Source organism: Mycobacterium persicum, from assembly GCF_002086915.1.
GTDB classification, from domain to species: domain Bacteria; phylum Actinomycetota; class Actinomycetes; order Mycobacteriales; family Mycobacteriaceae; genus Mycobacterium; species Mycobacterium persicum.
Genome location: NZ_MWQA01000001.1, coordinates 1,389,155 through 1,401,009, shown reverse-complemented (window position 1 = coordinate 1,401,009; position 11,855 = coordinate 1,389,155). Strand labels below are relative to the sequence as shown.

General features: G+C 65.1%; 16 protein-coding genes, 1 tRNA gene and 1 pseudogene. 15 read left to right on the top strand and 3 right to left on the bottom strand.

The annotated features are described in order from the left end of the window. Positions 1-5 precede the first annotated feature (5 nt). The 13 genes and pseudogenes from B4U45_RS06245 to rdgB all read left to right on the top strand — a co-directional run bounded on the left by B4U45_RS06245 (position 6) and on the right by rdgB (position 8,653). Entirely contained in the window at positions 6-1,055 is a 1,050-nt protein-coding gene (locus B4U45_RS06245) for a P1 family peptidase (RefSeq protein WP_083154831.1), read from the top strand. 1 nt (position 1,056) lies between these two features. Next, positions 1,057-1,470, top strand: a complete 414-nt coding sequence (locus B4U45_RS06240; RefSeq protein WP_075547302.1) for a M67 family metallopeptidase — start codon at positions 1,057-1,059, stop codon at positions 1,468-1,470. Positions 1,471-1,530: 60 nt separating this feature from the next. Further along, on the top strand, positions 1,531-1,803 hold the full coding sequence (locus B4U45_RS06235; RefSeq protein WP_075547301.1) for a MoaD/ThiS family protein: 273 nt from the start codon (positions 1,531-1,533) through the stop codon (positions 1,801-1,803). Positions 1,804-1,812: 9 nt separating this feature from the next. Continuing rightward, positions 1,813-2,784 (top strand): PLP-dependent cysteine synthase family protein, encoded by a 972-nt coding sequence (locus tag B4U45_RS06230; protein ID WP_075547300.1) that lies wholly within the window; start codon positions 1,813-1,815, stop codon positions 2,782-2,784. Continuing rightward, positions 2,747-3,502, top strand: a complete 756-nt coding sequence (locus tag B4U45_RS06225) for a rhomboid family protein (protein ID WP_371687248.1) — start codon at positions 2,747-2,749, stop codon at positions 3,500-3,502. Before B4U45_RS06230 ends, B4U45_RS06225 begins: the two co-directional genes overlap by 38 nt. Then, positions 3,499-4,314, top strand: coding sequence for a glutamate racemase (gene murI, locus B4U45_RS06220; protein WP_075547298.1), 816 nt, complete (start codon positions 3,499-3,501; stop codon positions 4,312-4,314). Before B4U45_RS06225 ends, murI begins: the two co-directional genes overlap by 4 nt. A 70-nt stretch (positions 4,315-4,384) precedes the next feature. Continuing rightward, a complete protein-coding gene (locus tag B4U45_RS06215; protein ID WP_176357627.1) occupies positions 4,385-5,158 on the top strand; it encodes a cyclic nucleotide-degrading phosphodiesterase in 774 nt (257 codons plus the stop codon). Positions 5,159-5,190: 32 nt separating this feature from the next. Further along, the gene (locus B4U45_RS06210) at positions 5,191-5,637 is read left to right on the top strand and encodes a helix-turn-helix transcriptional regulator (protein ID WP_075547297.1); all 447 of its coding nucleotides are present in this window, start codon (positions 5,191-5,193) and stop codon (positions 5,635-5,637) included. Between the two features lie 5 nt (positions 5,638-5,642). Continuing rightward, the gene (locus tag B4U45_RS06205) at positions 5,643-6,065 is read left to right on the top strand and encodes a VOC family protein (RefSeq protein ID WP_075547337.1); all 423 of its coding nucleotides are present in this window, start codon (positions 5,643-5,645) and stop codon (positions 6,063-6,065) included. Between the two features lie 4 nt (positions 6,066-6,069). Then, positions 6,070-6,189: pseudogene (locus B4U45_RS30310) on the top strand (DUF1801 domain-containing protein); the annotation flags it as partial. A 235-nt stretch (positions 6,190-6,424) separates the two neighbouring features. After that, positions 6,425-7,204, top strand: a complete 780-nt coding sequence (rph, locus tag B4U45_RS06200; protein ID WP_075547295.1) for a ribonuclease PH — start codon at positions 6,425-6,427, stop codon at positions 7,202-7,204. 214 nt (positions 7,205-7,418) lie between these two features. Then, entirely contained in the window at positions 7,419-8,018 is a 600-nt protein-coding gene (locus B4U45_RS06195; RefSeq protein WP_241780252.1) for a DUF4395 domain-containing protein, read from the top strand. Between the two features lie 32 nt (positions 8,019-8,050). Further along, entirely contained in the window at positions 8,051-8,653 is a 603-nt protein-coding gene (gene rdgB / locus B4U45_RS06190) for an RdgB/HAM1 family non-canonical purine NTP pyrophosphatase (protein ID WP_176357628.1), read from the top strand. A 13-nt stretch (positions 8,654-8,666) separates the two neighbouring features. Here the strand turns inward: rdgB and B4U45_RS06185 are convergent, their stop codons facing one another. Beyond that, a complete protein-coding gene (locus B4U45_RS06185; RefSeq protein ID WP_075547293.1) occupies positions 8,667-9,020 on the bottom strand; it encodes a DUF3817 domain-containing protein in 354 nt (117 codons plus the stop codon). Next, a complete protein-coding gene (locus B4U45_RS06180) occupies positions 9,017-9,391 on the bottom strand; it encodes a hypothetical protein (RefSeq protein ID WP_075547292.1) in 375 nt (124 codons plus the stop codon). Before B4U45_RS06180 ends, B4U45_RS06185 begins: the two co-directional genes overlap by 4 nt. A 329-nt stretch (positions 9,392-9,720) precedes the next feature. Here B4U45_RS06180 and B4U45_RS06175 point away from each other — a divergent pair. After that, positions 9,721-9,804 (top strand) — tRNA-Leu (locus B4U45_RS06175). Between the two features lie 313 nt (positions 9,805-10,117). Beyond that, the gene (locus B4U45_RS06170) at positions 10,118-10,495 is read left to right on the top strand and encodes a DUF4267 domain-containing protein (protein WP_158006341.1); all 378 of its coding nucleotides are present in this window, start codon (positions 10,118-10,120) and stop codon (positions 10,493-10,495) included. 135 nt (positions 10,496-10,630) lie between these two features. On the opposite strand, the gene B4U45_RS06165 is transcribed toward B4U45_RS06170, so the two are convergent. Further along, complete coding sequence (locus tag B4U45_RS06165) at positions 10,631-11,791, bottom strand: acyl-CoA dehydrogenase family protein (protein WP_075547290.1); 1,161 nt, start codon at positions 11,789-11,791, stop codon at positions 10,631-10,633. Positions 11,792-11,855: the final 64 nt, after the last annotated feature.

Here is an 11,855-nt window from a genome sequence, read left to right as displayed (position 1 = left end):
GCCGGATGAACGCCATCACCGACGTCGGCGGCATCCGCGTCGGCCACTACCAGCGGCTCGACCCCGACGCGTCCCTCGGCGCCGGCTGGGCTTGTGGCGTCACTGTTGTGCTGCCGCCACCCGGAACGGTCGGTGCGGTCGACTGCCGCGGAGGTGCGCCCGGAACCCGCGAGACCGACCTGTTGGATCCGGTCAATAGTGTCCGCTTCGTGGACGCGGTACTGCTCGCCGGCGGCAGCGCCTATGGCCTGGCCGCCGCCGACGGTGTCATGCGCTGGCTCGAGGAACATCACCGCGGTGTCGCTGTCGGTATGGGCGGCGCCGGGGTGGTGCCCATCGTTCCGGCCGCGGTGATCTTCGACCTGCCGGTCGGAGGCTGGATTTGCCGGCCCTCGGCTGACTTCGGGTACCTGGCTTGCGAAGCCGCTGAGGCCGATGTTGCCGTCGGGGCCGTAGGCGCCGGCGTGGGCGCGCGCGCCGGCCTGCTCAAGGGCGGCGTCGGCACAGCGTCGACCACGCTGCCGTCCGGCGTGACCGTCGGCGCGGTCGTCGTGGTGAACTCGGTGGGCAACGTCGTCGATCCGGCGACCGGCCTGCCGTGGATGGCGGAGCTGATCGACGAATTCGAGCTGACCAAACCACCCGCCGAGCAGCTCGACGCGCTGGCGCGGCTACCGACGGAGTCCAGCCCCATGAACACCACCATCGCGGTGGTCGCGACGGACGCGGCGCTGAGTCCGGCCGCGTGTGGGCGCGTCGCGATCGCGGCTCACGACGGGCTGGCCCGCTCGATCCGGCCGGCCCACACGCCACTGGACGGCGATACCGTCTTCGCGCTGGCCACCGGTGCGGTCGAGGTGCCGCCGGACCCCGGCATACCGGCCGCTCTTTCGCCGGAAACGGCGTTGGTCAGCGCGGTGGGAGCGGCCGCCGGCGATTGCCTGGCCCGAGCGGTAGTGGCTGGTGTCATCGCCGCCGCGCCGGTGGCCGGAATACCGAGCTACCGCGCCATGTTGCCGGGAGCATTCGGAACACGTACGGAAAGGAACGGCTGAGGTGCTGGTGATTCGTGCCGACCTGGTCGATGCGATGTTCGCCCATGCCCGCCGCGATCACCCTGACGAAGCCTGTGGGGTGCTGGCGGGGCCGGAGGGTTCCGACCGTCCCCAGCGCCATATCCCGATGACCAACGTGGAGCGCTCGCCGACGTTTTACCGTTTCGATTCCGGCGAGCAACTCCAGGTGTGGCGATCCATGGAAAGCGCGAACGAAGTGCCGGTCGTCATCTATCACTCGCATACGGCGACCGAGGCATACCCAAGCCGCACGGACGTCAGCCTGGCCGCGGAACCGGAGGCGCATTATGTGCTGGTGTCTACCCGTGATGCCGAGCGTTGTGAGCTACGCAGTTATCGCATCGTCGCCGGTGCCGTCACCGAAGAGCCTGTCCATATCGTCGAGCAGTATTGAATATCTGTCAGAGTTCCCGCAAAGTCCCGGAAAAGTGCTCAAAGTGCGAGGAAGGCCTGCATGAGCGTCACCGTGTCCATCCCGACCGTCCTGCGACCCCACACCGGTGGCCAGAAGCGCGTCTCCGCGAACGGCGACACGCTCGGCGCGGTCATCGACGACCTCGAGGCCAACTACTCGGGCATCTCCGAGCGGCTGATCGATAATGGCAAGCTGCACCGCTTTGTGAACGTCTACGTGAACGACGAGGACGTGCGGTTCTCCGGTGGTCTGGACACGGTGCTGTCCGACGGCGACTCGGTCACCATCCTGCCCGCCGTGGCGGGCGGGTAAGCGGAGCGCATGGCGCGATACGACTCGCTGCTACAGGCACTGGGCAACACCCCGCTGGTGGGTCTGAAGCAGCTGTCCCCGCGCTGGGCAGACGAGGCCGACGCAACCCACGTGCGGTTGTGGGCCAAGCTCGAAGACCGCAATCCGACCGGATCGATCAAAGACCGGCCGGCGCTGCGGATGATCGAACAGGCCGAACTGGACGGGCGGTTGTCGCCCGGCGCCACCATCATCGAGCCCACCAGCGGCAACACCGGTATCTCGCTGGCGATGGCCGCGCGGTTGAAGGGCTACCGGCTGATATGCGTGATGCCCGAGAACACCTCGCTGGAACGGCGTCAGCTGCTGGAACTCTATGGCGCGAGAATCATTTTTTCGCCGGCCGAGGGCGGATCCAACACAGCGGTGGCCACCGCCAAGGAGCTTGCCGCCGCCAACCCGTCGTGGGTGATGCTCTACCAGTACGGCAATCCGGCCAACGCGGACGCGCACTACTGCGGCACCGGTCCCGAGTTGCTGGCCGACCTGCCCGAGATCACCCATTTCGTCGCCGGCCTGGGCACCGCCGGCACGCTGATGGGTACCGGCCAGTTTCTGCGCGAGCGGGTTCCCGGTGTCGAGATCGTGGCGGCCGAGCCACGTTACGGCGAGGGGGTGTACGCGCTGCGCAACATCGATGAGGGCTTTGTCCCCGAACTGTATGACCCTGAGGTGCTGACCGCGCGATATTCGGTGGGCGCGTACGACGCGGTGCGCCGTACCCGTGAACTGGCCGCGGCCGAGGGCATCTTCGCGGGTATCTCGACGGGCGCGGTGCTGCACGCCGCACTGGGAATCGCGGCCAATGTCGTCCAGTCGGGTAACCGCGCCGACATAGCCTTGGTGGTTGCCGATGCGGGGTGGAAGTATCTGTCGACCGGCGCCTATGTCGGTAGCCTTGCTGATGCCGAGAACGCTCTGGAAGGGCAGCTGTGGGCATGACCCGCGCCGGCGACGATGCGGAGTGAAACGACGAGGAGGAGCGGCGCCAATGACCGGGAATCCGCGCACACCCGCGAAGCAGCCGGAAAAGCGCCCGCGCTGGATCGTCGGCGGGGCGACCATCCTCACCTTCGTCGCGCTGCTGTATCTCGTTGAGCTGATCGACCAGTTGACGCGGCATTCGCTGGACGTCAACGGCATCCGCCCGCTGAAAACCGACGGGTTGTGGGGCATCGTTTTCGCGCCGCTGCTGCATGCCAACTGGGCACACCTGATGGCCAACACCATTCCTTTACTGGTGTTGGGATTCCTGATGACGCTGGCCGGATTGTCGCGGTTCGTCTGGGCGACGGTGATCGTGTGGATTCTGGGCGGCTTCGGCACCTGGCTCATCGGAAATGTGGGCAGCAGCTGCGGTCCGACCGACCACATCGGAGCGTCCGGGCTGATCTTCGGCTGGTTGACCTTTCTGCTGGTGTTCGGCCTTTTCGTGCGTAAGGTGTGGGACATCGTCATCGGTTTGGTGGTCTTGTTCTTCTACGGTGGCGTCTTGCTGGGAGCCCTTCCGCGGCTGGGCATGTGCGGCGGGGTGTCATGGCAGGGCCATCTGTGCGGTGCGCTTGCCGGGGTGGTGGCCGCATATCTCTTATCGGCGCCGGAGCGTAAAGCCCGCGCACTGAAGAAGGCCGGCAACCGCCAGTTGCGTCCGAAGACATGAGCTCGCCGTTGGCGCCCGTCGGAGTCTTCGACTCCGGCGTCGGCGGACTGACCGTCGCGCGGGCCATCATCGACCAACTGCCCGACGAGGACATCATCTACGTCGGTGATACCGGCAACGGCCCCTACGGTCCACTGACCATCCCGGAGATCCGCGCACACGCGTTGGCCATCGGCGACGACTTGGTCGACCGGGGTGTCAAGGTTTTGGTGATCGCCTGCAACTCGGCGTCCGCGGCCTGCCTGCGAGACGCGCGGGAGCGCTACGACGTGCCCGTCGTCGAGGTGATCCTGCCGGCCGTACGCCGCGCCGTTGCCGCCACCCGCAACGGTCGCATCGGGGTGATCGGCACTCGCGCGACCATCACCTCCCACGCCTACCAAGACGCGTTCGCCGCCGCGCGCGCCGCCGAGATCACCGCGGTGGCCTGTCCGCGGTTCGTGGATTTCGTCGAGCGCGGGGTCACCAGCGGCCGTCAGGTGTTGGGGCTGGCGGAGGGTTACTTGGAGCCGTTGCAGCGTGCCGGGGTGGACACTCTGGTGCTCGGTTGTACGCACTACCCGCTGCTGTCCGGGCTCATTCAACTGGCGATGGGAGACCACGTCACGCTGGTCTCGAGCGCCGAGGAGACCGCCAAAGAAGTTCTCCGGGTGCTGACCCAGACCGACCTGCTGCGCCCGCACGATGCGCCGCCGGCTACCCGGGTGTTCGAAGCCACCGGCGACCCGGAAGCGTTCACCCGGCTCGCGGCGCGATTCCTCGGGCCGGCGATTACCGGAGTGGCAGCCGTTCATCATCCGCCTGTCAAATAGCGTCACGCGAGATTCTGCTCACCTATTGCGGCAATGTTTTTCTCATCGCGGTAATGGGCATGGCACAGTAGTGTCCGTGCGAATAACCGTGCTCGGATGCTCCGGCAGCGTCGTGGGTCCGGATTCGGCCGCGTCGGGTTATCTGCTCCGGGCTCCGGACACCCCGCCGATGGTCATCGACTTCGGTGGCGGTGTGCTCGGAGCTCTGCAACGACACTTGGATCCCGGGTCGGTGCATGTGCTGTTGTCGCATTTGCACGCGGACCACTGTCTGGATATGCCGGGCTTATTCGTATGGCGCCGTTATCACCCCACGCCTCCCAAGGGCAAGGCGTTGTTATACGGCCCGAGCGACACCTGGTCCCGCCTGGGGGCAGCGTCGTCGCCCTACGGCGGCGAGATCGACGATTGCTCGGACATCTTCGACGTCCGCCACTGGGTGGACGGCGAGCCGGTGACGTTCGGCGCGGTTACCGTGGTGCCCCGGGTCGTTGCCCACCCGACCGAGTCCTACGGCATGCGGTTCACCGATTCCACCGGCGCCTCATTTGCCTACAGCGGCGACACCGGCATCTGTGACCAGCTCGTCGAGCTGGCTCGCGGTGTCGACGTCTTTCTGTGCGAGGCCTCCTGGACACACTCACCGGACCGTCCGCCGGACCTACATCTGTCCGGCACCGAAGCCGGAAGGGCCGCGAGGCGGGCCGGCGTCCGCGAGCTCCTGCTGACCCACATTCCGCCATGGACATCGCGCGAGGACGTCATCACTGAGGCCAAGGCCGAGTTCGACGGGCCCGTACACGCGGTGGTATGCGGCGAGACTTTCGAAGTCCGGCGGGCCTGAAGCTTGCTGGCGAAGGCGGTAGTTCGGCGCAAATGAGCACACCGGCAGAGGCTCAGCGCTTACGAGACCTCAAGCTGTTGCGGCGCGCTCGGGACAGGATCGACCGGGAGTATGCACAGCCGCTGAACGTCGAGGCGCTCGCCCGGAGCGTGAATATATCCACCGGGCACTTCAGCCGTCAGTTCAAGCTCGCCTATGGCGAATCGCCGTATTCGTATCTCATGACGCGGCGCATCGAGCGCGCGATGGCGCTCTTGCGTCGCGGCGACCTTAGCGTCACCGAGGTGTGCTTCACCGTCGGTTTCTCATCGCTGGGCACTTTCAGCACTCGCTTTAGCGAGCTGGTCGCCATGCCGCCCAGCCTTTATCGAGAGCGGACGGCAGGCGCCGCGAAGGGCATCCCGGCGTGCCTGCAGAAGCAGGTGACCCGACCGATCAGGAATCGAGAAGCCTCGGTTACCGAGCTGCACCTAGCGTGAGCGTCATGGACATCACCATTCACTCGAGCTTCCTTCCGCACGAGGACCCGCAGGAATCGCTGGCCTTCTACCGCGAGATTCTCGGCTTCGAGGTCCGCCTCGACGTCGGCAAGGGCAAGATGCGCTGGATCACGCTCGGTCCTCCCCATCAGCCCGACACCTCCATCGTCTTGTACCCGCCGAATGCCACCCCCGGCATCACCGACGAGGAGCGTCGCACCATTGCCGAGATGATGGCCAAAGGCAGCTACGGCACCCTGCTCCTGGCAACCAAAGATCTCGATGCCACGTTTGAGCGGCTGCAGACCTGCCTGCACGACGGCCAAGGCGAGGTGATTCAGGAGCCGACGGATCAGCCGTACGGAGTTCGCGACTGCGCGCTGCGTGATCCCGCCGGCAATCTGATCCGCATTCAACAGGTGAACTGAACCCATGAGCGACGCGACGCAGAACATCGACACGCGGATAGCCGAGCTGGCCGACTGGCGGGGCAACACGCTCGCGCGGATCCGCACGCTCATCAAGCAGGCCGATCCGGACGTCATCGAGGAGGCCTCGACAGCAATACCCGGCGTGCTATCGACATTCGCGAGGGCGATTCCCTCGACGAAAACGCATCGCATGTGCCGGTCTGCTGGCCGCCGAGCCGCCCGACCCTCGAGGGTGTACACGTGGCGGCCTGACCGGTGTTTGGGTTCACCTGAGCGCACATTCAAAGCCGTGGACGCACAGTCGCCGCCGTGGACGCACATTCGATGGGTGTGGGGTGCCCGCTAGGGTTGGCGTCGTGTCCAAACGAGAAGACGGCCGCCTCGACGACGAGCTTCGTCCGGTGGTCATCACCCGCGGGTTCACCGAAAATCCCGCAGGCTCGGTGCTGATTGAATTCGGTCGCACCAAGGTCCTGTGTACCGCCAGCGTCACCGAGGGGGTTCCGCGCTGGCGCAAGGGATCTGGCGTGGGATGGCTCACCGCCGAGTACGCAATGCTGCCGTCGGCCACTCATACGCGCTCGGATCGCGAATCGGTCAAGGGGCGAGTCGGTGGCCGCACCCAGGAGATCAGTCGCCTGGTCGGTCGGTCGCTGCGGGCGGGCATCGACTTGGCGGCCTTGGGGGAGAACACCATTGCGGTCGACTGCGACGTGCTGCAAGCCGACGGGGGTACCCGCACGGCGGCCATCACGGGTGCCTATGTGGCGCTGGCCGACGCCGTGACCTACCTGGCGGCGGCCGGCAAACTGTCTGATCCCCGGCCGTTGTCGTGCGCCATCGCCGCGATCAGTGTGGGGGTGGTCGACGGCCGGATCCGGGTCGACTTGCCGTACGAGGAAGATTCCCGAGCCGAGGTCGACATGAATGTCGTCGCCACCGACACCGGGACCCTGGTGGAGATCCAGGGCACCGGCGAGGGCGCGACGTTCCCGCGGTCGACGCTGGACAAGCTGCTCGACATGGCGCTGGGCGCGTGCGACAAATTATTCACCGCTCAGCGGGAGGCGTTGGCGCTGCCGTATCCAGGTGTCCTGCCCGAAGGACCGCCACCGCCGAAAGCGTTCGGAAGCTGACCCAGGTAATCACCAATCGGAACACTCAAGCCTCGAGACTATGTCTTTGCTGCTGATCACCCGGCAGTGCGGCACCGCCCGGATTGGTCGGCCGTAGCGTTTGCCATTGTCGTCGACTCAATGCGGCTGGCTAGAGGCGCGCACAATACAGTTATGATAGGCTTCTCCACGTCCAATTGAGTTTTGCCAAAATCAATTGTTTTAGGATTAATTGATGGCCAGTCGGCAAGTCCCACTTGAACATGCCTTTCTCAACCACCCGTGGTGGGCAGTGGGACAGATGACGCATGCACATGCGGAACCGCGCATCAACGAAACCGCAACCCGTGCGAGAGCGGGTCTGCTAAATATTATCTCCGCAATCACGATCGCATTATTGCTGATGCGTCCGGAAACCGATCCGGTGATTATTATTGGTCCGCTCGTGCTTTTTGATATGTTGGCTGCGGCGGCTACCGGATTAACTCCATTCAGCCCCACTGGCGTTCTGGGCACCGCGTTGACAATGGGAATTCGACCGGTGTGGAAACCAACGCGGCCGAAACGGTTTGCATGGTTACTCGGTGGCAGTTTAGCGGCGACGTGTCTTGCCATGCGCCTGTTCGGCGCGTCGCCCCTGGCGCTGGCGGCTGTTGTCGCGGTCTGTTTTGTCCTGACGTGGTTGGAGGCGACGCTGGGGTTTTGTGTGGGCTGTTACCTGCACAAATTGATTTGGGGTTGTGAAGAATGCGAAGTCCGCTATGTCAGGGAAATAGCGCCACGACCAGCGCTGAACCCCGAAAGTCCAGCAATCAACCTGGAAAGTCGCGCGTAGGCCCGGGGCCTGATGACTGTGTTTCGGATTGATTGGTGACCAAGCTGTTGGTTGCCAGCCGCAACCCCAAAAAGCTGGCCGAACTGCGCAGGGTGCTCGACGGTGGCGGATTGTCGGGGGTGACATTGGTGTCGCTCAATGACGTCGCGTCATTCGACGAGACACCCGAAACCGGTGCGACATTCGAAGATAACGCGCTGGCCAAGGCGCGCGACGCGTTCGCCGCGACCGGTATGGCCAGCGTCGCTGACGACTCCGGTTTAGAGGTGGCGGCACTCAACGGCATGCCCGGGGTGCTGTCGGCCCGGTGGTCCGGCAATCACGGCGACGACGCGGCCAACACCGCCCTGCTGTTGGCCCAGTTGCGCGATGTGCCCGACGGACGGCGCGGTGCGGCATTCGTCTCGGCCTGCGCATTGGTCTCGGCGTCCGGCGAAGTCGTGGTGCGTGGCCAGTGGCCCGGCACGATCGCGCGGGAGCCACGCGGTGCCGGCGGGTTCGGCTACGACCCCGTCTTCATTCCCGACGGCTATCAGCTGACCGCGGCGCAACTGAGCCCTGAGGAGAAGGATGCGATGTCGCATCGCGGCCGCGCGCTGAGGCTGCTACTGCCGGAGTTGCGAGCCCTCGCCTAGACAGTGCCGCCCTCTAGAGGTTGTAGCGCGCCTTGACGTCCCTGGTTTGAAAATGTTCGACGATGATGCCCAGTAGCGGGATGGTGCCGGCGAGCAGGACACCGACTGTCTTGCCGATCGGCCAGCGAACTTTCACGGCGAGATTGAAGGCGGCCAACACGTAGACGAAGTAAACCCAACCGTGCACGATCTCGATCCAGCGAATCTCGTGGTGGAAGACCAGGTGGGAGATCAGTTCATAACAGAGGGCGATGAGCCAGATACCCGTCGTCCACGCCATCACGCGATAGCCAAGCAGCGCGGTACGGATCTTTTCCGCCGGAAAGATAGTGTTCCGCTGCGTTTCGGGTGTCTCAGGCGTCGTCATGCGCTGTTCCTGTTCTGCCTGTCGGCATCGTGCTTCGCGAGTTCGGCCAAGTATGCGTTGTACTCCTGTAGGGCAGGATCGTCGGAGGGCTGTGGCGCGGGCGTGGGCCGTTCGGGCAACAGTCCGGGTGGTATCTCGGTCATGGCGTTTGGCGGCTCCGGCGGCACCTCTTCATAGCGAACGAACTTGCGGTACGCGTAGATGCAGAACCAGGCGAACATCGGCCACTGCAAGGCGTATCCCAGGTTCTGGAAGGTGCCGGACACCGACTGGAATCTGGTCCACTGCCACCAGCCCAAGGCCAGACACCCGCACGCGGCGACGATCGCCAGGGCGATCAGCGCGGGCCTGCGACGATGCGTAGTCGACACACTTAGACGGTACCGCGACGACGCGTCATAACTGGGGTCCGTCGAACTCGTCGAGACGCGCGAGCCAGGGAAATAAACGTTCCGCGGTATACGGCGATGATGTAATGGGCTCGGCCGTGTCCAGGGGACCCAAGTCGTCGAGTGCCCCGGTGAACGAGTGCTGCGCCCTCGGTGAATGTTGGCGACTAGCCGGCACCCGTCGCTGTCGATCAGTCCGCGAACAACTCCACGGATCGCGCTCGCGGGCTCCTTTCGGTGTGCTGAACCCAAGCGAGGAGAGACCACTGACCGACTCGCCTGGCGAGCCGGGCGGTACGATCGGCAACGCTGCGGGCGTGGCGGAATTGGCATACGCGATGGTTTTAGGTGCCATTGCTCGAGAGAGCTTGAGGGTTCGAGTCCCTCCGCCCGCACCCTCGCGATTGGTGTGTTGGTCGACAATCGCTGACCCCAGGGTGGGAGCTGCAGCAGGCAGACCGGCGATTCCCCGCTATGCCGCGAGGTGACGCCGCAGCGGCTACACACCGTGAAACCTGTTGGCGCAATTGCTGGCTGGGAATGCCAGCGGCCGTTCGGATTGCCCGCACCGGGATTTGCTTTTTGCCGGTAGGCCGCCCGCGGTGACGACGACAACGAGCTGTGGATGCTGCTCCGGGTTGTCTGGCGATCCGTGGCGTCCTGGCCGGCACGCGTCTCATCTGAATGGGCATGATCTATGTTCATGAAATGGCGACTTATTCCACTGCACGTATTGCGCTTGGCGCATCCCGCGCTGCCGTCGGTCTCGGCAGCTGGCTCGCCCCGGACCTGACGGCGCGCCTCTTCGGCATTGACCCCGGGACCGCAAATCGCTTCCTGACAAGGCTTTTCGGGGCCCGAGAACTCGCCCTGGCGGTGGCGTTGCTCGCGGCCCCGCCCGGTGCGGTTCGGGCGGTCGCGGCGGCGGGCGCGGCGATCGACACTGTCGACGCGATCGCGGGATTTGATGAGGGCCGGCGCGGAAACCTCAGCACACAGGCGATTCTGTTGGGCGCAGGCGGCGCACTGGTTTTCGCCGCGCTAGGGTCTTCCGTGGCATGCGAGAGCCGCTCTGACGACGGTTGAGTGACGCGGCTTTGCCGCAAGCCCAACTGCGCGGCGTGTCGAGGGGATAGCAGATGCTGCCGCCCAGTCGTTGGGCTACCGCCAGCGGGGCGATCTTCCGATCCGCGATCTGGCTGACGCCGTGTGGCGCCGAGTTCAGCGCTGCGCCGCTCGCACCAGGTTCGACCCGACGATCAGCCGCTGAATCTCACTGGTGCCCTCGTACAATCGCAGCAGCCGAACATCGCGGTAGATGCGTTCCACCGGGACGCCGCGCATGTAGCCACTGCCACCATGAATCTGCACCGCGAGATCGGCCACCTTTCCAGCCATTTCGGTGCAGTAGAGCTTCGCCGCCGACGGCGCGATGCGGCGGTCCGCTCCCGACACCCATAGCCGAGCGGCATCGCGAACCAGCGCGCGTCCGGCCAGCACGCCGGTCTGCTGATCGGCCAGCATCGCCTGCACCAACTGAAAGTTCCCGATCGGCGTGCCACCCTGCGTCGCCGTGGTGGCATAGGCCACGGATTCGTCGAGTGCCCGTTGAGCCGTGCCGACCGCGATCGCGGCAATATGCACCCGGCCGCGTGCCAACGATGTCAGGGCAGCTCGATAGCCGATGTCCTCACTGCCGCCGATCAGCGCCTCGGCGTCGACCCGGACGTCGTTGAAGTTGACGTCGGCTGTCCACGCCCCTTCCTGGCCCATCTTGGCGTCCTTGACACCGACTTCAACTCCTGCCGCGTCCGCGGGAACCAGGAAGACCGCGATGCCGGCGCTCCGCTCGTCGGCCGGCCTGGTCCGCGCGAAAACCACGAACAAACCGGCGACCGGTGCATTGGTGATGAAGCGCTTCTGCCCCGAGATCACCCAATTGCCGTGGTCCCGAACGGCTTTGGTACGCAATCCGGCCGGATTCGACCCGGCGCCGGGTTCGGTCAGTGCGAAAGAGGCGACGACGTCGCCGGAGGCCATCGGTCCCAGCCAGCGGGCTTTCTGCTGGTCGGTGCCGAAGCCGACCAGTACCTGCCCGGCAATGCCGTTGTTGGTGCCGAACATCGACCGCAACGCCAGCGAGGTGTAGCCCAATTCCATGGCGAGTTCGACGTCCTGCGGCAGGTCGAGGCCAAGCCCGCCCCACTCTTGTGGAATCGCGTAGCCGAACAATCCCATCCTCTTGGCATGCTCACGCAGGTCGTCCGGCACCCGGTCGTTGTCCAGGATTTCCTGCTCACGCGGAATCACGGCGGTGCGGACGAAGTGACGGGTCTGGGCGAGGATCTGCCGAAAGTCCTCGTCGCTGACTGTCACGGGCATCGGCCCATCATATATGAAATATTATATTTGAATGGTGGGCGCCCGACTGCGGGCAGGACAGTGA